Raw genomic sequence first — 23236 nt, forward strand, 5'->3', positions numbered from 1 at the left:
GCATTAGAATTGGGTTATACACTTATTAGTAAAACGCCCCGATTATCGGGGCTTTTTTTACGTACTAAAAATGTGTTCGAAGAGAGGCATCATTACCTCTTTAGCAAATTCAACCTTTCTTATTTATAGTACTGTTATTTATCTTGATTAGGGCTTGAGTTCAGTCAAAGGGGGAGTTCCTGATATGGTGCCTTGCAGAATAATAATGTCCCCACTGGCTAATAATTTTGTTGCTCTACGCTCCAGTTCTAACCCTATTTCTCCTCCCATAATAAAGGCTATCACTGAGCCCTTTCGAGGTAGCCCCGCAACGCAGTGTATACCTCAAAAAGTATTGGCTTAAAGTGACATTAGATGTTTATGGTGACCAAAAAATTTAAAATGAGCAATGATAACCAGAGCGGAGGCAGTTCAGAGCAAAACTCGTGTTTATGGTGACAAATCAATATAGACCCCAGCCTGAATTTATTTATATTAGTTTCCTGCCAAGTTAACTGACCACGCGTTATCTATGTAGTGTATTAAATCGTTTTTGCCACATCGATAATCAATTGTCTTAGCCAGCTTAATCCTACATCATTTTCTCGATTTCGATGATATTGCATACTTTGCGTCAAGGGGGGAATTTCAATCGGGGGCTGTAACACTCTGATGGGTAATGATTGGCTAACTATTTGTGCCAGCCTACTGTGTACGGTTGCGATGCGTTGCGTACCGATAATGAGGGACGGCGGCGCTAGCAGATTAGACGTCATAATTTCTACTCTTCGACTAATACCATAATGACTCATAAACCAACTATCAAAGGCTGGGGCGTTATTTTTACCGTAGCTGACGACAACATGGCCAGCAGATTGATAATCCTCAAACGTTATTTTTTCTCCAATCGATGTGTTTTCTTGCCAACAAATGCATTTGTAACCTTCTTGATATATCTCATCGAAGGGGTGTCCGTCTTGCGTGAACTGTTTTGGAATAATCATTAAGTCAATATCCCCTTTATCAAGCAAATCGGTTTCACCAATGGTCGATAAATTCAAGCGAATATTAGGAGCGTCCTGGGCCAGCCGACTAATCACAGTGGGCATTAATACCATAGTTGTTAATTCTGACGCAGCGATTCTATAACACCGTTCATCACTGGCAGGGTCAAATTTAGGTCTACTTATTATGGTATTTTCCATTTCTACTAGAATTCGCCGAACGGGTTTAGCTAGCGTTTCAGTAAGCGATGTGGGGATGAGTTCTCTGCCTACTTGCACAAATAATTCATCATCAAAATATTGTCTTAAGCGTGAAACCGCTGAACTCATTCCCGATTGGCTAAGATGTATTCGCTCACCGGCTCGTGTGACATTGCGCTCCGCTATGAGTGCATCTAGCGCAACGAGTAAGTTCAAATCTAGGCCTTTAAATCGCATAAACAGTAACCATCAGTTTCAAAGCTGTAATTTTACTAAGTAATCTATTTTAAAGGCATCAAATGTTCAACGAATTTACTGCTTTTTACTATCGGTAGTCACATCTAGCCCAGGCTATATCCATACTCCACTGGTGAGTCGGTATTCTCTTGATCCGATTAAAAGCGCCTTTCTATCAACCATCGATTTTATCAATGCCAACTAGCGATGTTAAGCGTTGGTCGCGATGTAACGGCGCTGATATATTGCGTAAACAATTTTTTAACAATTGAGTGCGATAAGCGCGCTAGACAATTTTTGAGGAAGATAAATTATGTATCCATTTAAATATAAAAGTTCAATCGTGCGCAACCGTTGGTATATGGCGGCATTTTCAACCGAAATAACCCGTGAGCCAATGGAACGCACCATGCTAAACAAGCCTGTGGTTATGTATCGTAAAGAAGATGGTACGCCCGTTGCCATGTATGGCTTATGCCCCCACCGTTATCTACCTCTGGTGCAAGGTCGCGTTGAAGGCGATGCTATTGTGTGTGGTTACCACGGGTTCAAATTTGCTGATACTGGCGAGTGCATTCAAATTCCTTCGCAGCCAAAAGTCACAGGTAGAATCTGCCAGCCAGTGTATAAAATTATAGAAAAAGGCCCAATTTGTTGGATTTGGATGGGCGATGAAGACAAATGTGATATCGATTTAATTCCGCCCTACGAAGATTTTGGTTTGGATCAGCCAGGCTGGGATTTCCACTCGGCTAATTATTTTCATCTTGAAGGCCGCTCTCAGTTATTGGTCGATAACTTAATGGACCTTACCCACCTTCCTTATGTGCATCACCATATCGCAGGGAAAGATTCGATGGCAGATATACCCATTGTCACTGAAGAGCGTGAAAGAAGTTATCGCATAACACGCAATGGCAAGGCCCCCTGGAATGATTATTTCAAGATGGTCTTTGGCCCAGAAGCTGAATTCGAGGGTGTATGTGATTTTATGATCAAGAGCGATTTTTTCGGTCCTGAATTCATGTCCACAAGTCTACCCATTATCACGGCAGTGCCTGGCAAAAGTGAGGTTCCCAAAGAGTTGGGTTCGTTGATGATACTTCATGGTGCTACCCCTGAAACCGACACGACAACTCACTATTTTGGGTTTTCTACGCGTAATTTCAGGTTAGGTGATGAAAGCTTAAACCAATTCCAACTTGCCGCCGATCAGAAAATCCGTGCCCAAGACCAGGTAGCGATCAACGCTGTAGAAAAGAGGCTCGATTTTGCGGTCACTCAACAACGAGAACTGTTAGTTGGAGCAGACAAGCCTGCGGTTCAGGTTAGAAGAAGGATTGAAGCCATGCTGGCGGAAGAAAATGTGCCTTTAGCTGACGCATAAGAAGAAATAGGTGCCTGTTGCACTCACGCTTTACGTCAGTGCAGCCCATCGCGTTCGCTGTTTTGAGCTGCGCCGATTAATGGGCGCAGCTTAAAACGGTTAGCGCCTATTAAAGAACACGTGAATCAAGCCTCGAGGGGAAGATGGAAGCATGTTTTATCAATATGAAAAATACTGCCTAGCCATTTTACGGGTTGTAACAGCACTGCTTTATATGCAACACGGTGCGCAGAAATTGTTTCACTTCCCTGAGGGAGGGCATCATCAAGGGCCCTTGGATTTGTTCAGTTTAACGGGCTTCGCTGGCATTTTAGAGTTCTTTGGTGGCCTTTGCTTGTTAATGGGGCTGGGTACTCGCAGTGTGGCTTTCTTATTGAGCGGACAGATGGCTGTGGCTTACTTTCTTTTTTACGCATCAAAAGACTTTTTTCCTGTGGTCAATGGTGGAGAGCTAGCCGTGATGTACTGTTTCGTCTTTTTCTATTTCATCTTCTCAGGTCCTGGTGCCTGGTCTGTGGATGCAGTCTTAAAGGCAAGGTTAAACCGCTCGACGGTTAACTGATCCTTATTTAGCTATTTTTAAGCTAAAAATATATCGAGAAATATTATGTTTGACGTTGTTATTAAGAATAAAACACTGGAAACACCCCATATTTGTAGTTTTGAATTAGCGCGCAAAGACGGCGGAGAATTGCCGGCCTTTTCAGCGGGTAGTCATGTAGATGTGCAGCTACCTAATAGCTTGACTCGGCAATATTCTTTGATAAGCCATGCACAATCTCAAGCGTTCTATAAAATTGCTGTTTTAAAGGATGCTAACTCAAGGGGCGGCTCGCTGGCACTGCATGATACGCTCAACGTTGGGGATGAAATCGCTATATCGGAACCGCGTAATTTATTTCCTATCAATGCGAAAAGTGACAAAGTCCTTCTTTTTGCGGGGGGGATAGGGATCACGCCTATATTGTCGATGGCAATAGAACTTGATGGTATCGGCGTTGATTTTGAGCTGCATTATCGCGCTAAATCGAAAGAGCAGGCTGCGTTTTATCAACTGCTGTTAAATTGCCCATTCGCATCTAAGGTGTCTTACTATTTCTCTGATCAGCCAGAAAATAACAATACTAGGCTTAACCAAGCCTTAAGTCATTTTACTGAAAATACCCATTTATACACCTGTGGACCGGTGGGGTATATGGAGCACATATTTGATGTGGCAAGAGCGAATTCGTGGAAAGAAGAAAATCTGCATAAAGAGAACTTCAAAGCGGAGCCTAAGATTGCCGAATCAGGTGATAAGCCATTTAAACTTATTCTAAAACGTTCAGGGTTGGAAATTGATGTCGCTGTCGAGCAAACGGCCTTGGAGGCTATAGAAGACGCTGGCGTAACGGTTGATATGTCCTGCGAGATGGGTATATGCGGTGCGTGTTTAACACCTGTTATTGACGGAGTACCGGATCACCGAGACGAGTTTTTATCTGCTGATGAAAAGTCCAAGAACAATCAATTTACCCCATGCTGCTCAAGGTCGTTAACTGACACGTTAATAATAGATTTGTAATAGCAATGATAACTACTTTGAAATAGTTGCCTTACCAGAACATTTTGTATGCTGAATATATGCGGACTTACCGGGAGTAATGAATGAGATATCAAAGACACTATGGAATAACAATTAATGCAGTATGGTTGAGTGCTTTTCTTTTACTAACAGGATGTTCCTCAGAGGCGGTTAACGTAAGTAGTGAGCCAGTTATAGAAAATAAAGTGCTGGAATCGCCATCAGACACACGTCCTAATATCGTCATTATTGTTGCCGATGATTTGGGATTAACCGATTTAGGCGTGTTTGGTAGCGAAATAGCAACCCCGAATATCGATTCATTAGCAAATGCTGGTGTAAGGCTAACTAATTTTCATACCGCTGCAACCTGTTCGCCTACCCGAGCAATGTTACTTTCCGGCACGGATAATCACTTGGCGGGTCTAGGGGCCATGGATGAAGTTATGCAAGCGTTCGCGCCTTATCTTTTAGATAAACCAGGTTACCAAGGGTATTTAAACGATAGCGTTGCAACCTTACCTGAAGTTTTGGCGGAAGCTGATTACCAACGTTTTATGGTCGGCAAATGGCACTTAGGTAAAAAAGATGGACAAATGCCTGCCGCTCGCGGTTTTCAACGTTCTTTTGCACTAATGGAAGGCGGAGCGGGGCACTTCGATGATATGTCTATTATGCCATTCGCCAAAAAAGCAACTTATGTAGAAGATGATAAGCCAGCGACGTTACCTGACCATTTTTATTCATCGCCGTTTTTCACCAGTAAGATGAAGCAATATCTACATGAGCGGGATAAAACTAAGCCTTTCATGTCCTATATGGCATATACCGCTCCCCACTGGCCCTTGCAAGCCCCAGAGTCTTCAATAGCGAAATACAAAGGTAAGTATGATGAAGGCTACGAAGCGCTTTTAGCGAGTCGCTTAGAAAAACAAAAAGCACTCGGTTTAATTGCAAAGTCTAGCCAAATTCCCCCCTTACCAAGGAATATAAAACCTTGGGCAAGTTTGACCGTTGAAGAAAAGAAAATTTCAGCTAAGCAAATGGAAATCTATGCGGCTATGGTATCTGACTTAGATACCGCCATTGGTGATTTGGTCACCTACTTAAAAGATGAGGGGGTATACGATAATACTGTCATTTTCTTTATGTCAGATAATGGTACTGAAGCCAATACACCTAACTCACCAGCCTACAAAAGCTTCTTGAGTAAATTTGTTGCGACATGTTGTGACAATAGTTACGAAAACATGGGCAAGGCTAACTCCTATGTTATGTACGGTCCGCAATGGGCACGTGCCGGTAGCAGTATTAAACGGCTAAACAAAGGCTCAGTGACACAAGGTGGCATTCATACCCCAGCATTTGTCCATTTCCCTAAAATGGTTAAACCAAAGCAATATGACGGCATCGTCAGTGTTATGGATGTCATGCCAACCATATTAGAATTAGCTAACGCAAAACATCCTTATTCTGCGGCGAGTGAAACAAACAAATTCGGGCCAATGCGCGGGGCATCAATGATGAGCATGCTGACCGGAAAAAGCGTCAATCTACACGGCGATGATTATGTCTTAGGCGCAGAGCTTCATGGGAATAAAGCTGTGCGTAAAGGGGATTGGAAGTTACTTTCTATTTCGCGACCTGCGGGCAATGGGCAGTGGGGATTGTATAATCTAGCTGATGATCCTGCGGAATTGATTGATGTATCAACACAACACCCTGAAAAGGTTGCAGAACTTAAGCTCGCTTGGCAACAGTATGCTGAAGAAGTGGGTGTACAAGAGATGCGACCACGCAAAAAACATTAAGTGGGTTATTGATCGATTTTCAGTTGGCACAGAGGCAACTCTCGCGCATACAAAAATAGAATTGAGATGGGCCGATACATCGTAGCACCTTAGAATTTGCTTTGGGCTCTAGCGCAAATGCCAAAGGCAAAGGTGCTCATGAAGAGTTCGAGCCAATATTAAGGTCTACAAACCACTGCTTAGCATCGAGGATGACAAGGGAGGTTTGAGGGCTTCGCCTTAAGGGAATGCCCGTAATATGAACGCAGCCAAGTATGTCTTACGTCTATGCTAAACTGTTGTGGTGCCATCAATAATAATCAGTTCAACTAAAAACAGTAACCCCACATCTATGCCTGGCTAATTTATCGAATAAACTCAGGGCATCTGGGCTAATTTTTTGGACCAATTACACTCTTAAAAGGAATAGTCGTCGTTTGTCCGTGAGGTAGAACCCTAGGCGTTTCTGAAGAGACAACCGACTTGTCAGAGTGATTTGATTCTCAACAAATATTTTTCGGTATTAATTAAAACTCTTCCCAAGGGCGACTCTTCAGGATGTTCGATGCAACAAACAGCCGTAGCAAGTCGAAGCCATGGATTGATTTGGACTCCAATCTTAGGATTCTGCATCTTCTTTTTTAGCAATTTTATGCTCATCTTCACTGACCCCGAGTTTCCAGTAACTGGAGGTATAGAAATGACTTTTAGGTAGGTCAAAAGTGGTTCTCAAATACTTACGAATAGCTTTCATTGTGCTGAATTCACAGGCAACCCATACTGATAAATTACCTTCAAGTTCAGGTAGTGATTTGATGCGATCCAGTAAAGGCAGGACTTCTGTATCGGTACTGGGTTTGCTGACAACCCATATTAATTGCACATTGTCAGGATGCGCCAATTCTTGGATATCTGCTTCATCTACTACTTCTAGCACCGCATAACCTTTTGTGTCTTTTGGTAATATTGCAAGATTGACACTAATAGCCGGTAAGGCTGTCATATCACCACAGATAATTACCCAATCTGCATCTTGGTTAAGCAGTTTTTTAGGACCAGGCCCGCCAACAATAATCTTATCGCCGACTTTAGCACTGACTGCCCATGAAGAGGCTGGGCCTTTCGCTTCATGCAAAGCAAAATCAACATCAATCGAATTCTCTGTTTGGCTACGAACGGTGTAGGTTCTCATCATAGGACGACCGCCATCGGCCCTTGGAAAAATTAACTTCACGTAAGCGCTGTCTTGATCTGCGGGAAAGTCACTCATCTCCTCGCCGCCTAAGGTAATACGTAACATATTAGGTGTGATATAACGGCTGTTGATCACAACTAAATTTCTTGGTTCGGGCCTAGTAGCCATAACATTCTCCTTTTAAATAAAGTGAATTAACGAATAATCTTTTTGGGTGTAAACAGCAAACCTTCGTTTTCCAAAATCTTAATCGCTTCATCATCACGGGCAATAGCCCTTTTTACCGCGGGGCGTTGTTCCATTCTTTGCGCATGAGCGCAGTAATGAGCAAACTTTTCAACAGGGTAACCAGCCCCTTGAACACGCCAGAAACACCAAAAAAGATAGGCATCCATAGCTGACCATTGATCTTGATACCACCATTGCTGATCAGCTAACTGGTTGTCAATTAGGTGAAAAAACTCATCCATGGCATTAAAGGCAATGTCTTGCACTGTTTTTGCATTATCGTCGCCTGCAAAAAATCCTGGCATTCTTATACGTGTGACTAAAGGGTGCAGTGTTGCAGAACAAAAACACAGATCGGCAATCTGTTTTGCACAGTCTAGGGCATTGTCAGTTGCAGGTAACAGTTGACCATGTAGTTGATTTAAATAGGTAATAATGGCGACATTTTCAGTGAGCGTCTGGCCCTTGTAGATAAGCGCAGGGACTTTTCCTTTAGGATTTTTCAGTTTAAATTCAGGAGATTTATGCTCACCTTTCATAAAACGCACAACTCGCGTTTCAAATTCAAGCGCTAGTTCTTCTAATACAATGGCAGTCACGCGAGAGCAACTTCCTGGCGACGTATAAAGAACGATATTACTCACTTTGACGCTCCTAGAGGACTAATGCTTACCAAAGAAAAACGTTTATTTTTACCTAAACACGAGCATAGCGAATTGAACCGGTTAACACTATTCGGCTATTTTCATAGTACCTATCAGGGATGCCAATACGTCATATCAAAAAAGCACCTTTCACGTGCTCTATGCCTTCAAACGCAGAGCACGTTAAAACCTAGGTGTAGCACCTGATGCTGGTCGTCAACCCGTTTTACTTATGTTCAAACTTCGGTTCATATGCATTAACGGTTTTAACATTGTTATTTAGTTTGAGCAGCACGTTAATCAGCACATCTAATTCTTCCTGAGTAATACCACTTAATAATAACTTTTCCCTTTCAAGGGCGATTTCTAATACCTTGTCATGCAAGGGTTCGCTCCTGTGAGTTAATTTTACAAGGGAGGAACGCGCATCTTGAGGAGCTTTGACAAACACGGCTTACATTCGACGAAGACAAAGGGGTCATCGAGGCACAATATCGGGCCATGAAACATTTCAAAGGCCAGCCTATGATTGATATCCATGTTGATACAGGGGCAAATCACGCAAAGCGAATAATAAAGCAATTATGTGAAGGGTGAATACGCTTTGTTTGGCCGTTTTTCTACTAAATGTATAACATCTCGGCATGCTGATTTGATGTGACTATAGTTCTATTTCAGACCTACATTTAATATAGTGAGGTAAAGATATGGATAAAACCATCGGTAATTTTACCTTTGATAGTCATTGGAGTATCCATGAACCAAGTTCTTATTAACATAGTATGTGTCTTTCTTGTTCTCATCTTATTTTGTGCAAACGTCTGTGCAGGTTCATCTATGAATTCTAATAACACCATCACCGCAACGACCAAACTAGGAAAGGTAGCGGGTAAGCTTGTTAACGATGTGGCTATTTTCTATGGCGTGCCTTATGCAAAAAATCCTTTTAGCCCTGAGCGACGTTTTCAGGCGCCAGAAGCGATAAACCCCTGGGAGAAAACGTTGGATGCGACTGTCATTACACCTCCTGTTCCGCAGCCAGGGCGGGGGGCGGACGTAGAATTGGTTGGCCGGGCAGGGGATCTTACCGTCAATGTATGGACGCCGGGCGCTGCTGTGCAAGCAGATACGAAAATGCCCGTTATGGTTTGGCTACCGGGAGGGGCGTTTATTCGCGAAGATGCTGCAGAGGAGGTTTACGATGGGCGTCGTTTTGCCGAACATGGCGTGGTGGTGGTGACCGTTAATTATCGGGTTGGTGTAGACGGTTTCATGCATTTCGACGATGCACCTGATAACAGAGGGATCTTAGATCAAATTCTAGCGTTGCGCTGGGTGAAAGAACATATTCAGGATTTTGGAGGTGACCCTAAGAACGTTACCTTGTTCGGCCAATCAGCTGGTGCGGGCAGCGTAGCCATTTTGCTGGGCAGTAAAAAAGCCAGTGGCCTATATCAAAAAGCGATTATGCAAAGCCCACCTATGCAAGCAATCACAAAAACACAAGCCGCTCGAGTAACCAGTGAGTTTGCGAAGCAACAAAATGTACAAGCCACAATGACAGATATTGCTGACATACCTTTTTCGCAGCTTGTCGAAGGTGTTATCGGCATGGGGAATTCGATTACAGATCACAAGCAATGGGGCATGCTATCTTGGGGTGGCACGGCCTTTTTACCGGTTATTGATGGTGATGTTATTGAAATATCGCCAATGGCTGATTTACTAAATAACGGCGATCCTTCTATACCCGTTATTGTGGGAAGTACTGACCAAGAATCAAGGCTGTACTTAGTGCCAGGCGGTGCAATTGATCGAATTGAAGAAACTGAATTATCTTTATTTTTGGAAAACTTAAAGCTCGGAAGCGATGCGTTCGATGTTTACCGTAAAACTGACGAAATTTCGTTTGGTGATGTATACGCTCAGGCACAGTCCGATTATACGTTTCGTATGCCCGCTTTGCATATCGCTGAGCAGTTAGTCGCCATGGGGAATCCCGTATGGAAATATAATTTCGCATGGTCGTCGCCTGCTTATGACGGACGTTTGGGGGCAGCGCATTTTGTCGATGTTCCCTTTACCTTTAACACCCTTGATAGTGAACAAGCTATAAGTTTTGTCGATGCTCAACCGCCTAAATCTTTGGCTAATTACATGCAGGCTCAATGGTTGCGTTTTGCCAAAACGGGCAGTACTGAATGGCCCGCTTACAATCGGGTCGATCGCGCAGTAATGGAATTCAATAACAAGCACCAGGTAATACATGACCCCAACAAGGGCGTAAGGCAGTTATGGCAGAACTATTCGTTCTGATGAGGCAAAGCCCTCATCAACACATTAATGAAAGGACTACAGGTTGCTCGCAAATTTAAAGAGTACTTTTTCATTAAACTTCGCTGTAACCAAATCGAGGCAGCACAATCACTATCTTGTTTGTGGCTTCAGGGTCGCACTATTTGCCGGTAGTGCCAGCACTAAAGCCTAGTGATTAACTAGGCTTTTGGCGCCCTTCAGTTTCATAAAGGCAATGAATACCCCAATTAACGATAAAACAGCATAAATCAATAACACGTTTTCTAAGCCGCCAATTTGATTTTGTAATGCTGTTGCTATGATAGGGGCTGTAAATTGGCCAAAAAAGAATGCACCTGTCCAAAGACCTGTTCCACGACCAATGACACTTTTCGGAAGTACACTAAGTATCCAATTAAGCATAGTTGGTAACAGCATACCAAAACCTAAACAAGCAACAATAAGGGCTGCGGTGGTAAATATAAGCGTCGAAGATAGTGCCGCACCGCAATATCCTATGGCTGATAAGGCCAAACCAATACTCATTAATTTAGGACCTGACGCGCCTTTAAATTTACCAAATGCCATTGAGCCTAGTGCGACACCTATATTACCCACCGCACCTATACCACCAATAGTTGCCGGCGATACCTCACTTACTAAGCCTAAAATAACGCCAATTTTGACTATTATGGTGTAGAAGATGACACCCACAAAAAGCGTTGTTAATAGTAACGGGGTAACCCTTTTCCAAGGTACCTTAGGCCTGCTCTTGCTAGCTTGTTCTTGACCTCTTTGCGGTTCAAATAAGATAACATAGGCAGCTAAGGCGATAGGAATAGCGACTAAATACAGTAAGAAGGGTCCTCGAGATCCAAAAAATTCACCTAAAAGCCCACCCATAGCAATTAAAACGATGGCACTTAAACTCACACTAGCGATCTGAATAGATATCCATTTTTGTCTGAGTTTACCGGTAAAGTAATCTGCAATTAACGCTGTCGCTACCGTCATGATAGCCGCCTCAGCAACCCCTAATAATACCCTTACTAAAATAATGTGATGCAGATCAGTTAAAAAATATGGGACTACGCCAACCACTCCGTAAGCCAAAAGTGCAGAGATCAAAACAGGTTTTCGACCTAATTTATCTGAAATCCAGCCGGCCAAAGGTGAAAAAAGGGCGACGCACAATGCCGGAACAGTCAGCGCAATGGGCACTAAAAATGCCGAGCCTTGCTCATAGGCAAACTCTTTCATCAATAAAGGCAAAACAGGGATCAAAGAAGCAATTGCCATCGGGGGCATTATGGCTGCCAAGATTAAAATAATGGCATGTTTGGTAGAGGCTTGATTGTTTATTTTATCTATCAAAACGGTATCAACGAGACTGTTTGGCATATTTTATTTCCACTATATTTTTGCTTGGTAGAGCATGTCGTTATCTAATCGGCGCTACTTCATCTATACATATTGAGAAAAAGACAGCAACGATAGTGCTCTACCGAACTGCAGAGTTATAAGTCATTGTTAAAATAATGTAACGGAATGCAGTGGAATGCCAGTGGAATAAACTGATTTTAACTATCTCTAAATCTGATACATCCATGATGATACAGCTATGTATATGTTAGTTGATGAAAGACGTCGACAATCAACTTAATCTGCCTATGCATTGCAAATCCTGATCAAAATACAACAATCTCATCACTAATATCGCTAACAAGTATCAATAAAATCAATTATATGGATACCTAGGCAAAACGTATAGTGGGTCAAATGTTACAAGGGTGTAATTTATATGTTTCCCCCCTTGTTCGGTTTGGTTCTGCTGTCAGTAGAGAGTTTACTGTCAGTTTTTGTTGTTTTTAAAGTGAAAGTAAAAAGGATACGCAAATGAGTTTGACAAGAATTATTGGCGGCATGTTGCTCACGATAAGTTGTATCAGTTGTGCAATAGCTGATAGCGCCAGTGATGTAAAAGATGAATGGATTACCCTGGGCACAATGGGAGGTCCTATACCCCATGCGACACATTCACAACCGTCGAACGCTTTATTTGTTAACGGCCATACTTATATTGTCGACGCGGGCGATGGCACAGTGGGCCAGCTAACCAAAGCGGGCTTGAAAACAACCGATGTTGACGCAGTCTTTATCAGTCACTTACATTTTGACCATACCGGCGGGTTACCCGCATTATTAAGTCTTCGCTGGCAAGTGAATGCAGGGAATGAATTGACTGTTTATGGCCCCCCTGGGATCAAAGAAACGGTGGACGGGATCTTTGCATTTATGAAATACGGCGCGGCAGGCCATTATGGTGTACCAGGCCAAATACCAGAACCTGCAAATCGCAAGGTCAACGTGGTTGAGTTGACAGACGGTGATAAGGTCAGCCTAGAGGACTTTACCTTAACAGCAGTGCGAAATACTCACTTTAGCTGGCCAGAAGGCAGCGATGAGTGGAAGAAGTACCAGGCATTATCGTTTAAGTTTGAACTGGAAGATTACACAGTCGTTTACACAGGAGATACAGGGCCAAGCAAAGCGGTTGAATTACTTGCTAAAAATGCTGATATGCTTATCAGCGAAATGATGGATGTTGAACATACAGTTAATCTGGTAAAACGTGCGCATCCCCACATGCCTGCCCAGGCTTCTAAGCATCTTAGTCAGCATTTGTCTACTCACCACCTTACCTCAGGTGAAGTTGGCCAGCTTGCCGCAAACGCGAACGTTAAAAAAGTTGTTATTACCCATATGGCACCTGGGCTGACCGCGCCAGCTGAGTATAAAAAATATAGCAATGAAATAGCGGCATTTTACCAAGGTGACATTACTCTTGCTAACGACCTAGACAGATTCTTACTGCAAAGATAGCAACAGGATTAGCATACTTTATGTCTATAAAATGGCATGTTTAGATGTTCACATTTAGGGTTATGCCTGCAATCCTAAATGTGAAAAAATCAGCATGTCATTTTTGTATTTTTAGTTCCCGTCTCCCCTAATCCCCACTATTTAGTATTTCAATTTATTCGACAGAGCCATCGTTATGTAGCGGTCAACTCATTCCGGCCTGTAAAATAGGTTGGCTCTCCGCTTTTGCAGGAGCTAGCCCGTTATTAACTGTATGGCCGTTGCCAGTTGTCCTAACGCGTAAACAACTTTCGAGTTATGAATTTAAAACCAAATGAGAAAATTGCCCCATTGTTTTAAGCTTGTTGATTCAGTTATTTTAGGGAACTTTGTTATTTTGGGTGTTTTATTTGATTGCGAGCGGCAGCCGGTCGTTGAATATTGAACCGCAGCGAGCGCTTGGCTGGCCAAGTGACGTTTGCCTTGAAGGCGTTAAGCTGAAGTACTTGTCGCCAGAGTCTATGCCTATTTGTACATAGGCTATTTAGGGACGATAAATGGCGTATCTGCAGCCAAACACGCTCACCCGCTGCTGGGGTTGTGTTAAATGTGATTGATGGACCAACGCCAACCACTATCAGCCCACGGCGAGCGTGGTGGCCGCTGATTTTGATAATGACGGCTGGGCGGGCGCAGATGTTATCGATTTCGATAAAGATGGCGACCTTGATCTCGTTACCGCCAATGAACGTGGCACATGGCGGCTCTTTGAAAATCACACATCCGCTCGATCTAATCATCATTTCTTGGGTGTTGTGGTAGGTGGCTCCCCGTCAGGTAAAGCGGCGCTACAAGCCTGCGCTAGACAATGGCAGTAGCAAGTAGGTGCTTCATCTTCTTCCTACTCAGACTCCTACAACAATCAGCTGTTATTTGGTTTAGGAAACTGTACACAAGTGGGGAGCGTCAGAGTGATCGCTACGGTCACTGATCAACATTCCGTGCCCTGAGTAACAGCACTTAGCACCCGTGAGTCTCTAATCCTTTCTAGTTAATTAATATCCTCAGCTAGCTCGCCAGTCAGTATTCCTACGCTTTTTACTTGTACTGAAATTGCTTTTATAGCGCAAAAGTAAACATATGATGTTTACAATGATTTAATGTTGTTATACATTTCAGTAACAAAATGTTCCAGTTCGTACATTCACTTTAATGAGGTTCATTTTTACTTAAGCGACTTGAAGCGCATCAAATGACCAATTCAAATATTGGCGCTATATGTATTGAGCTTGTCGCTCATGAATAACACTTATTCACAAAAAAGAGTGAGGAATGGGAATACATGAACACATATTCAGCGTGTAAAAAGCTCGTAAAACCAATGTTTTTGGTTGGCGGATTGCTGCTCAGCAGCGGTGCCTCTGCCGGCCTAATTAATGGGGGCTTTACTGACGGGCTAAACGGCTGGTCAGGAGATGTTAACTATTACAACGTCAATGCCGATGAAGAAGTGGCAACCTATGACATCAACTTAAACGACTATTCGGATAACTATTTCACTGGCTTAAACAGCGTCACACTCAACACTTCTGCCGATTCAAGCGCAGAATATTGGGGTATTTATTTGTTTCAAACATTTATGGTTGCTGATAACTCGTCATTTATTTCATTGGCATTTGACTCAATAGCGGACAGCGCTTATGTCACTCTTGTTGATGATAATGGCGACCTTCTACATGACTTTATGCTTGACGGTTTAAGTGCCGATATCAGTGCGCTAGCAGGCGCTTCAGTTGCTTTGGAATTTGGTATTGAAGACTTTAACTACGATTACGATGACTACTTAACCGTGTCCAATATTTCTATTAGCCAACGTGCTAACGCGGTATCTGCACCCAGCACCTTTACTCTTTTCCTGCTGGGATTGCTCGCGATCAGGCAAACGTCTGCTTCTCGAAAGCCTGCATTCTAACGACTCACCTCTACAGATTAATTTATTGGTGATGTCATCACTATGACTTCGCCGACCAGCTTTTGACTTTTTGGAGAACAACAATGTTTGATCCTAATCACAATTGGGTTTCTTTGCGCGCGCTAAAAGGTGCCCAGTGGGCAGTGACACGCTTAATTTTCATCACCTTAGTTTGTCAGTTATCTTTCAATGGTTATGCACAAGAAGAAGGCGAGTGGGTGACGGTGGAGTCAGCCAGCGTTGAACAAAGTGAGCGCTACACCAAACGCCGTGTGGGCTATTACACTTACAATAATATTGTCATTTCAGATGCCACAGCACTTTCTGACAAATTGCGCATAGTGGTGACCGATAGCAGCCACGCGGTACTCGACGCGGATGGTATTAACGATGATGGACTCCCTTACTTTGATATTGTGTCACTGGATGAACAGACGCAAATTTACTTCGGGATAAAGCGAGGAGAGCTTAATTACAACGCGGTGGTTCAAGAGTTCGCATCGGCCGATAGCCCAGAGGAAAATTTATTATCAGTCGCCAATATGGCGCCAAGCGCCCACTGGGATAACGCAGCGCTGGCTAACGTTGTACAAGGTGACAACCATGAGGAAGCTGTGGCGACCCTTGAAGGTGCAGCTAATAGTAACGTGTACATCATCTTTGATATCGAACAAAGCAATAATTTAGTCTTTAACTTTAGCCAAGACGATACAGAACAAAATCGTGTTACAAGCTGGGAAGCAGCCCATAAAACAGACAGTGGTTGGGTTGTGCTGAAAAGCTGGGGCGATGCTAACGTAGGTCTAAATACCTTTACCGCCAACCCTAATGTGTCAGCCAATAAGATTCGCTTTAGATTTAGAGGCCCAGATGGAGCGAATTTAGGCATTAACCAACTTTCGCTGATAAGCAAAAAAGATGACTCGGCACCTATATCCGACCCAGGTGGCGAGTCGATTCTTGATACAGACTTAAGCGGTTATACCGGCTATACGGACGAAAACGGCGTTACTACGGTGAATGTCGGCTTTTTCGAGAATAAGGTTTTTGACGACGCGCCTACTGAATTGTTCGCTGAAGCCGTGTTTGCTGACACGGTAAATGATACTGCGCGATTAAAAACGGCGCTCAATCAAGCAAAAAGAGAAACCGGTGGCGGTGTCGTTATACTTCGCGCAAATGCGAATGGCCAAAATCGTTTTAGTTTATCTCATATTGCGGTGCCGTCTAATGTACGTATCGAAGTGGAGCCTAGCCTTGTACTTGAAATGCGCGGCATAAAGGAAGACCTTTACCCCACAAGCAAAAATGATCACAAAAATAAGAATAAACCCAATCGTCAGTTTTTGTTCTCGTTCGGCCGGAGTAACGGCCCAGGCAATTTATTAGCCGAGCGGGTCGAAAATGTAGAAGTTCGCTCGACTATACCTGGTCAGAAGTTCACCATAGATGCCACCACCAACATGCCGCATAACTATGGTTACATGAACGGTGGTAATGGTAATGGCGTGGTAAACCTAACCCGCGCCATCCCTGTTGGTTTGTTTTACGTGAAGAACTTCGCGATTTCAGATATCAATATTGAAGATAATCACACGGAATCGGTTGCTGTGCAGATGTTCGCTGACGCTGATTACAAGGACGGTGCATTTGCTTATCGCTTTGGCCCTACACCGCTATTTTTGGAAGAGCGCTATGTAAAAAATCCGGCAGGAAGCCCGAATCTCAATAAGCCGATGAACCCCGTAAATATCCCGTTAGCCACCAACGATAATGGCGACTTCATTGATGAGACTGGTGATGTTGTGCCTGATATGTTTGCCATTCAACGTAACCCCACTTACGGTCGCACACCAGTTAAAGGGTCAATCAAAAATATTAAGGCAAGCCATGCCCATACTGGTTACGGCGTAGTGCAAGTATATGGCGGAGATTGGATAGAAATCGATAACATTGAAGCCTTCAACGGTATCGGCGTTCGCTTAGAAGCGGGTAATGGTACAGACAACGATAACTTCAATCGTTCGGGGCCTTACTTTTCGTCTATGAACAAAATCAATATCACTAATGTGAAGGTCACCAATGGTTTCACTGGTGTGTGGTTAAAACCCCATTCAAAAATCATGAAAGACATCAGTGTAGAAAATATCGAAGCGATAGACAGCGGTACGGCCTTATTAGTCGGTAAAGGGTCGTTCAATTGTAAAACCCGTTGTCGCGACCTAACCCGAGGTCGTATTAATAATTTAGTGATTAAAGGGGATATCACCCTAAGACAAACCGTATTTGATGCCCCTGTTGCAGAGGTGGGCAATAACATTACGTACTTGATAACCGATGCCAACAGACGTTATTTAGCTAACCTCAACGATAAAAACATCGATCAACTGACCCGAAATGATTTACAGCAGAAGAAGATCATCGGCCAGCAAACACCTGAGCAGTTAGCCGCATTGACCCCAGAAAGCTTTGATAATCCGTCAGGTACGCGTTGGTATAAAATATTTCCAACGGCACCTGTTCTCGCCTTATCCATGTTATCTGCAACAGAAGTAGGCAATGAATCCGCTAAATTTGGCTTCTACCCTGTGGATTTCTCTAAAGCGAATATCGTTTCTGATGGTTTACCTGAAGATACCTTGATTTTGTATCGCGGTGATATGCGTAACCCCAACGGCAGTACTGCTACAGATTTCATCAATAAGTAACGTGTTGTTCAGTATTGGCTAGCCTCGTTAAGCGAACTAGTCACTGCTGAACGCTCTAGCTAGAAGCGAAAGAGTAGGTGTTAGTTATGAAAGTGTGAGGCACGTAAGTCAAATTTTTGATTCAGGCTTTATATTCAGCCTCGCGATATTTGTAACTAAGCTCAAAAATTATTTCTATATAGACCATTAAAGAAGGTAAATATGATCAAGCAAGTTTATGTCATTAGGGCGCTCGCTTTCAGCGCTTTTTTTGCGCTTCATTCTCAGGCGAGTACTAAAATGCTTTTGCCATTGTCCGACCCAGATAATAAGGGGAATTGGTCATTAAATACCGCTGTGAGTGACGAGTTCGATAACAGCACACTCGATGAAGACCGCTGGTTTATTGTCGGTAAGTTTAAAGACGGTAAGCCGCAATATATTCACCCTGACAAACCCGATAAATGGGTATGGAAGGGCAGGGCACCGTCGCAATTTTCCGGGCGAAATCATCGCTTGGAAGACGGAAAGCTAATGCTAGAAGCCCGCTGGGAGCCAGATTTCCCCTTTTCCGATGAAATCAGAAAGCCGGTGTTTGGTGAGCCGATGAAACATGAAAATATTACCGTTCCTTGCCTAATCAACCGCCGTTCATTTACGTACGGCTACATTGAAATCAAAAGTAAATCTGCTGATGCTGAAGTGACTAGCGCTTTTTGGTCAATGGGACCTAAGTTGGAATTTGATTTTTTTGAGTCTTTTGGTGACAGCCGAGAAGATCCCAAAAAAGACCACCTGGACAGTGAATTATGGTGGTCTATCCGAGATTGGGAAAAGCCCGTTGGAGGTAAGCCGAGTTACACCGAACACAAAGATCTTGGCTTTAGAATGGCCGATGACTTTCATGTATACGGCGTAGAATGGAATGAAAATGGGGTTAAGTACTATGTCGACGGCGAGTTGCTGTCAACGGTCAGTGCAGAGCAGGTCACCGCGTGGGCTAAGAAGAACCGCGAAGGACTCCCCGAAGACTACAATGGCTACGTGGCGACAAAGCCGATAAACCTCTGGCTAGACATGGAAACCTTCCCGTGGCACGGCTACCCCAACAGTAAAGAGGATTTGGAAAAGAATAGCCCTGAGCATTTGAAAAATGATGGCGTCGTGGACTTCGAGGTGGAATACATCCGCGTGTGGCAAAAGCCAGAACAACTTGGGCAGTAGTCTATATCAATAAGGGGAATTTATGCTTATAACATTCGAACGTCGCCATCTTCAGCGTTTAAGTTATCTATTATTCATAACGTTGATTGTCTGTGAAAGTGTGCTGAATTCCTGCGCTGCACAAGTTGTAACAAAGCCTAACGTACTGCTGATTCTAGTGGATGACTTAGGCTACTCAGATATAAAAGCGTACAACGAAAATAGTTTTTACGACACGCCCAACATCGATAAGCTTGCTAGTCAGAGTGTTATGTTCACCAACGGATATGCGGCTAACCCTGTGTGTAGCCCCTCAAGATTCGCGCTGCTGACAGGCAAACACCCAACCCGAGGCAAAGCGACTGATTGGTTTCCAGCTAATGATAAACCCGCACGGGCAGGGCGCTTTCTTCCCGCTGAGTTTAATGACGCTTTACCATTGTCTGAAATCACCTTGGCTGAGGCGTTCAAACAAAATGGTTACAACACTGCTTTCTTAGGTAAGTGGCATTTAGGGAAAACCGAAGATCTGTGGCCTGAGAACCAAGGCTTTGATGTCAATATTGCAGGTACTAAAAATGGTCACCCTGCAGCTGGGTACTTTTCACCCTATAAAAATGCACGATTAACGGATGGTCCCAAAGGCGAGTATTTGACACAGCGCTTAACCAATGAAGCTATATCCTTGGTGGATAAATACAGCAAACAAACCGTTCCGTTTTTTATGATGCTGTCTTTTTATACGGTACATACGCCTTTAGCTGCGCCGAACAAAGACGTACAAGAGTATCAAGCAAAAATACGCCAATACGCCCATAACGACGAGTTTCAAAGGGAAGAGCAGGTTTGGCCGACTGCGGAGAAACGGGAGGTGAGGGTGAAGCAAAATCACCCCACGTATGCTGCTATGGTCAAACAAATGGATACCCAAGTAGGCAGACTATTAGCCAAATTAAAGCAAGCGGGTATGGAAGAAAGCACGCTTGTTGTGTTTACCTCGGACAATGGCGGGCTATCAAGTGCCGAAGGCTCACCGACTTCAAATTTGCCTTTGCGTGGCGGCAAAGGTTGGTTATACGAAGGGGGAATTAGAGTGCCGTTATTGGTTAAATTACCCCAGAAGAAACACAAGCACCTACAGATCAATGAGCCCGTGACCTCTACTGATTTGTATCCCACCTTACTCAGTGCTGGGCACCTCGATTTGCTGCCTCAGCAACACTTGGATGGAGTAGATTTAAATCAGTACTTTTCGCCCGGCGCAAAGCGCGACGCGCTAATGCGAAGGCCTTTGTATTTTCACTACCCTCATTACTCGAATCAGGGGGGATTCCCTGGCGCAGCAATCCGTCAGGGTAACTGGAAGTTAATTGAGCGCTTCGAAGACGGTAAGGTGCATTTGTATAACCTTGCCAATGACATAGGCGAACAAATAGACCTAGCAAACCAAGCGCCCGAACGAGTCGCTTCGTTGCGCAAAAAACTGCATGAGTGGTATCAACAAACTAGTGCGCGCTTCTTAAAAGCGAAGGGTAACAAAACGCCTTGGCAACCAGATTTTAAGGCTGAGTTATAACGTTAATACTGCTTTTCATGACACTGTTGCTAGCAATAATTAAAACGGTAGCGTTCGCATAGGGAAAAGTTAGTGACTTATCAGTGAATATCACAGCAAGCACAATTCAGATGTTAAGACCTTATCTGAAAAGACTCACACCTTGAAGGCGTGAAGCGTTAACACTTCAGCCGGCCATGCATTGTGAATTCCGACTAGTACAGAGTACATATCGGAGCGCAGATTTTCAGATAATCGAGAAATATCCACCACCTCTCTATTATAAAGACACCCAAGTTAAAATTAGTTATTTTCATTCCTAAACTAAGCTTGATAGGTGTTCTATTTGATCAAGTTGTTGGTTATGCCTCAGTCGCGAAAAAGCCAAATCAGTTTAATCGATACACCTATTTTATTCACAACATCCATGTCGTTCACTTCTTCGAAGCCAGCTAAAGCTGTTCAAATTTTATTCCCGATAAATTTGTCATTGTATTTCCCGCTGTGTACGGCATACGTTGACCTAAATCCTATACGCGCAAAAATGGCAGAAAAACCCGAAACGGCAAGTCACACCAGTATTAAAAAGCGGATCGACGCGGCTAAAAATCAACAGTCGCAGCCTAGCGCCTTGATGCCCTTTGTGGGCTGCTATCGTAAAGAAATGCCCAAAGGTCTCACGTATTTACTCAATGATTATTACGAGCTTATAGATACCACAAGCCGCTGCATTCGTGATGATAAGACAGGTTATATGGATAATAAGCAAAGTCTTATTTTAGAAAGACTCGGGTTAGGCACGGCGCAGTGGCTAACCCTATCCACTGAGTTCGAAAAGCATTTTTGCTACGCCGCAGGTGCGGAGCAAATGATGAGCATGTTCAAGCGTCATACCCACCATCAGAGACTGCGAGGGATGGGTAAAGCCAAAGAGTTGTTAAAACAAGCATAAAACTGTTTCCCGCGACAAGCTGAAAAGAGTAGATCAGTTCACCCTACCCAAGCATGGCTAAACCTCTGCCCGAAATTTACAAAATTCTGTTTAATCCCTTTGAGTTGCACTCATTTCGACTAAAAACTTCTTCACATAGCATATGAGCAAGCAGTGCCAATCGACTGTGAATCAATTAAGTGCATTTTAAGGGGGCTGTATTTAACATGGCTGTCCAGATAAAGTTAAACTAAGTGGTGCGCTTAGAAGTTGAATCTGAGATTATTTATTGGCGTTGGCTTAAGCAAAGTGCAATTGGGGATGGGTGATGAAGCAAGGTTTTGAGTTGGACTTAGATTTAGGTAAGCGACACATTGTAATACAGCGTCGATACGAAGCATTAGGTGCTTTTAATGATTTACTGATCGCTGTCTGGTTTTTGATTGGCAGTTTTTTCTTTCTAAGTGAATCTCTTGTTGAAGATGGCACCTGGTTATTTATAGCAGGCAGTGCCCAACTACTTATTAAACCCTTTATTAAATTGGCAAGTTTAATACATGTTGCCAGGGTCGCTCCTAAATCAACCTAGTGAGAAAAGTGAAAGATAACATTTTCTCTTTTTGAGGAGGCTGCTGGCAGAGGGTAGCTGTGGCTTTGTTTGTCTTTCAAGAGCCGGTATTTACTTTATTTAATGCCGAAGACTCAGTCCACACCAGCACTACAATGCTTTAATTTTGATATTTTTAAACTCAATGGGATGCCCTTCACTTTGCAAAGCAATGTATCCAGAGTGTAGTGGTGCGCTCGGTGTCCATATTGCAGGGTCATACCCTTTTACAAACTTACCTCCCATCGTCGGGCGGGTATATTGCAATACGATGTCACCGTTAATGATGTGGGTCACATTGCCATTATTGACTATTAGTTCTGCGCTAACCCATTCACCCACCGGAATCGTTGGTGATGATGACATCAAGCAGTGATCGGTGTAAACAGCGCCTTGGTATTCGATGTCCGTGCCTGGGGAGCACATATTGCCTGTTGGCCGTGCTTTACCATCATCTAGGCCAGCTAAAAACTGCATTTCCACCGAGATGGGCCAGTCTTGTTCTTTCAGTATCGTATCAGGCGCTTGGCTGTAATACATAAGACCACTGTTTCGCTCAGCGTAATGAGGGGCATCAGATAGGAAGTCACCGTAGAAGTGATAGTCCAGCTTTAGGTGAAAGTTGCTGAAGGGTTGATTGAAGTATAGATGGCCAAACTGTTTGTCAAAGGTATCGTATTGATCGTAACTGACACGTAATAAACCATTTTCAACACGAAAGGTATCGTCCACATTATCACCCACTTCATGATGATGAATTTTTACTGTCCAGCCGTCTAAATTCTCCCCATTGAATAGGGTATGCCAGCCACTTTTTACGGGGCGTTGATGAGTGCAGGAAGACAGTATTCCGAGTAAGGTACCAATGAGTATGAGCTTCACGAGTGTCATATAT

The 23236-nt window shown here is 43.5% G+C and carries 18 protein-coding genes and 2 pseudogenes; 14 read left to right on the plus strand and 6 right to left on the minus strand.

The window, feature by feature from the left end; translation table 11 throughout:
- Window positions 1-521: 521 nt before the first annotated feature.
- Entirely contained in the window at window positions 522-1421 is a 900-nt protein-coding gene (locus PATL_RS04420; protein ID WP_011573754.1) for a LysR substrate-binding domain-containing protein, read from the minus strand.
- A 313-nt stretch (window positions 1422-1734) separates the two neighbouring features.
- Between PATL_RS04420 and PATL_RS04425 the strand changes: the two genes are divergently transcribed.
- The 4 genes from PATL_RS04425 (at window position 1735) to PATL_RS04440 (ending at window position 6183) form a co-directional block, all read left to right on the plus strand.
- On the plus strand, window positions 1735-2808 hold the full coding sequence (locus tag PATL_RS04425; protein ID WP_011573755.1) for an aromatic ring-hydroxylating dioxygenase subunit alpha: 1074 nt from the start codon (window positions 1735-1737) through the stop codon (window positions 2806-2808).
- A 151-nt stretch (window positions 2809-2959) separates the two neighbouring features.
- On the plus strand, window positions 2960-3370 hold the full coding sequence (locus tag PATL_RS04430; RefSeq protein WP_011573756.1) for a DoxX family protein: 411 nt from the start codon (window positions 2960-2962) through the stop codon (window positions 3368-3370).
- A gap of 45 nt (window positions 3371-3415) precedes the next feature.
- Window positions 3416-4372 carry a PDR/VanB family oxidoreductase gene (locus PATL_RS04435; RefSeq protein WP_011573757.1) on the plus strand — a complete coding sequence of 319 codons (957 nt, stop codon included), beginning with the start codon at window positions 3416-3418 and terminating at the stop codon, window positions 4370-4372.
- Window positions 4373-4455: 83 nt separating this feature from the next.
- Window positions 4456-6183, plus strand: coding sequence for an arylsulfatase (locus PATL_RS04440; protein ID WP_081429922.1), 1728 nt, complete (start codon window positions 4456-4458; stop codon window positions 6181-6183).
- Between the two features lie 598 nt (window positions 6184-6781).
- On the opposite strand, the gene PATL_RS04445 is transcribed toward PATL_RS04440, so the two are convergent.
- The 3 genes from PATL_RS04445 to PATL_RS22625 form a co-directional block, all read right to left on the minus strand.
- Window positions 6782-7525, minus strand: coding sequence for a siderophore-interacting protein (locus tag PATL_RS04445; protein ID WP_011573759.1), 744 nt, complete (start codon window positions 7523-7525; stop codon window positions 6782-6784).
- Between the two features lie 26 nt (window positions 7526-7551).
- A complete protein-coding gene (locus PATL_RS04450) occupies window positions 7552-8229 on the minus strand; it encodes a glutathione S-transferase family protein (protein ID WP_011573760.1) in 678 nt (225 codons plus the stop codon).
- A gap of 226 nt (window positions 8230-8455) precedes the next feature.
- Entirely contained in the window at window positions 8456-8614 is a 159-nt protein-coding gene (locus PATL_RS22625; protein ID WP_157043390.1) for a hypothetical protein, read from the minus strand.
- A 74-nt stretch (window positions 8615-8688) separates the two neighbouring features.
- Here PATL_RS22625 and PATL_RS23070 point away from each other — a divergent pair.
- A pseudogene (locus PATL_RS23070) lies at window positions 8689-8826 on the plus strand (hypothetical protein); the annotation flags it as partial.
- Window positions 8827-9066: 240 nt separating this feature from the next.
- Window positions 9067-10545 (plus strand): carboxylesterase/lipase family protein, encoded by a 1479-nt coding sequence (locus PATL_RS04460; protein ID WP_198136256.1) that lies wholly within the window; start codon window positions 9067-9069, stop codon window positions 10543-10545.
- A gap of 168 nt (window positions 10546-10713) precedes the next feature.
- Here PATL_RS04460 and PATL_RS04465 read toward each other — a convergent pair whose 3' ends face one another.
- Complete coding sequence (locus PATL_RS04465; RefSeq protein WP_011573762.1) at window positions 10714-11925, minus strand: MFS transporter; 1212 nt, start codon at window positions 11923-11925, stop codon at window positions 10714-10716.
- A gap of 495 nt (window positions 11926-12420) precedes the next feature.
- Between PATL_RS04465 and PATL_RS04470 the strand changes: the two genes are divergently transcribed.
- The 8 genes and pseudogenes from PATL_RS04470 to PATL_RS04505 all read left to right on the plus strand — a co-directional run bounded on the left by PATL_RS04470 (window position 12421) and on the right by PATL_RS04505 (window position 22323).
- Window positions 12421-13407: an MBL fold metallo-hydrolase gene (locus PATL_RS04470; RefSeq protein WP_011573763.1), complete on the plus strand. Its 987-nt coding sequence runs from the start codon at window positions 12421-12423 to the stop codon at window positions 13405-13407.
- A 635-nt stretch (window positions 13408-14042) separates the two neighbouring features.
- On the plus strand, window positions 14043-14264 hold the full coding sequence (locus PATL_RS04475) for a hypothetical protein (RefSeq protein WP_041713321.1): 222 nt from the start codon (window positions 14043-14045) through the stop codon (window positions 14262-14264).
- 464 nt (window positions 14265-14728) lie between these two features.
- Window positions 14729-15358: a hypothetical protein gene (locus PATL_RS04480; RefSeq protein ID WP_011573764.1), complete on the plus strand. Its 630-nt coding sequence runs from the start codon at window positions 14729-14731 to the stop codon at window positions 15356-15358.
- Window positions 15359-15441: 83 nt separating this feature from the next.
- Window positions 15442-18066 carry a hypothetical protein gene (locus PATL_RS04485; protein WP_011573765.1) on the plus strand — a complete coding sequence of 875 codons (2625 nt, stop codon included), beginning with the start codon at window positions 15442-15444 and terminating at the stop codon, window positions 18064-18066.
- 201 nt (window positions 18067-18267) lie between these two features.
- Complete coding sequence (locus tag PATL_RS04490) at window positions 18268-19269, plus strand: family 16 glycosylhydrolase (RefSeq protein WP_011573766.1); 1002 nt, start codon at window positions 18268-18270, stop codon at window positions 19267-19269.
- 22 nt (window positions 19270-19291) lie between these two features.
- On the plus strand, window positions 19292-20824 hold the full coding sequence (locus PATL_RS04495; RefSeq protein ID WP_011573767.1) for a sulfatase: 1533 nt from the start codon (window positions 19292-19294) through the stop codon (window positions 20822-20824).
- 484 nt (window positions 20825-21308) lie between these two features.
- A pseudogene (locus PATL_RS04500) lies at window positions 21309-21755 on the plus strand (hypothetical protein); the annotation flags it as partial.
- A gap of 307 nt (window positions 21756-22062) precedes the next feature.
- Window positions 22063-22323 (plus strand): YrhK family protein, encoded by a 261-nt coding sequence (locus tag PATL_RS04505; RefSeq protein ID WP_041713324.1) that lies wholly within the window; start codon window positions 22063-22065, stop codon window positions 22321-22323.
- 129 nt (window positions 22324-22452) lie between these two features.
- On the opposite strand, the gene PATL_RS04510 is transcribed toward PATL_RS04505, so the two are convergent.
- Entirely contained in the window at window positions 22453-23232 is a 780-nt protein-coding gene (locus tag PATL_RS04510) for a 3-keto-disaccharide hydrolase (RefSeq protein WP_011573770.1), read from the minus strand.
- Window positions 23233-23236: the final 4 nt, after the last annotated feature.

The sequence above is a fragment of the Paraglaciecola sp. T6c genome, assembly GCF_000014225.1.
GTDB classification, from domain to species: domain Bacteria; phylum Pseudomonadota; class Gammaproteobacteria; order Enterobacterales; family Alteromonadaceae; genus Paraglaciecola; species Paraglaciecola atlantica_A.

What these genes read in the sequence shown, in the direction of transcription:
- PATL_RS04420 (WP_011573754.1), bottom strand. Translation starts at nt 1,421, where the DNA reads ATGCGATTTAAAGGCCTAGATTTGAACTTACTCGTTGCGCTAGATGCA.
- PATL_RS04425 (WP_011573755.1), top strand. Translation starts at nt 1,735, where the DNA reads ATGTATCCATTTAAATATAAAAGTTCAATCGTGCGCAACCGTTGGTAT.
- PATL_RS04430 (WP_011573756.1), top strand. Translation starts at nt 2,960, where the DNA reads ATGTTTTATCAATATGAAAAATACTGCCTAGCCATTTTACGGGTTGTA.
- PATL_RS04435 (WP_011573757.1), top strand. Translation starts at nt 3,416, where the DNA reads ATGTTTGACGTTGTTATTAAGAATAAAACACTGGAAACACCCCATATT.
- PATL_RS04440 (WP_081429922.1), top strand. Translation starts at nt 4,456, where the DNA reads ATGAGATATCAAAGACACTATGGAATAACAATTAATGCAGTATGGTTG.
- PATL_RS04445 (WP_011573759.1), bottom strand. Translation starts at nt 7,525, where the DNA reads ATGGCTACTAGGCCCGAACCAAGAAATTTAGTTGTGATCAACAGCCGT.
- PATL_RS04460 (WP_198136256.1), top strand. Translation starts at nt 9,067, where the DNA reads ATGAATTCTAATAACACCATCACCGCAACGACCAAACTAGGAAAGGTA.
- PATL_RS04465 (WP_011573762.1), bottom strand. Translation starts at nt 11,925, where the DNA reads ATGCCAAACAGTCTCGTTGATACCGTTTTGATAGATAAAATAAACAAT.
- PATL_RS04470 (WP_011573763.1), top strand. Translation starts at nt 12,421, where the DNA reads ATGAGTTTGACAAGAATTATTGGCGGCATGTTGCTCACGATAAGTTGT.
- PATL_RS04480 (WP_011573764.1), top strand. Translation starts at nt 14,729, where the DNA reads ATGAACACATATTCAGCGTGTAAAAAGCTCGTAAAACCAATGTTTTTG.
- PATL_RS04485 (WP_011573765.1), top strand. Translation starts at nt 15,442, where the DNA reads ATGTTTGATCCTAATCACAATTGGGTTTCTTTGCGCGCGCTAAAAGGT.
- PATL_RS04490 (WP_011573766.1), top strand. Translation starts at nt 18,268, where the DNA reads ATGATCAAGCAAGTTTATGTCATTAGGGCGCTCGCTTTCAGCGCTTTT.
- PATL_RS04495 (WP_011573767.1), top strand. Translation starts at nt 19,292, where the DNA reads ATGCTTATAACATTCGAACGTCGCCATCTTCAGCGTTTAAGTTATCTA.
- PATL_RS04505 (WP_041713324.1), top strand. Translation starts at nt 22,063, where the DNA reads ATGAAGCAAGGTTTTGAGTTGGACTTAGATTTAGGTAAGCGACACATT.
- PATL_RS04510 (WP_011573770.1), bottom strand. Translation starts at nt 23,232, where the DNA reads ATGACACTCGTGAAGCTCATACTCATTGGTACCTTACTCGGAATACTG.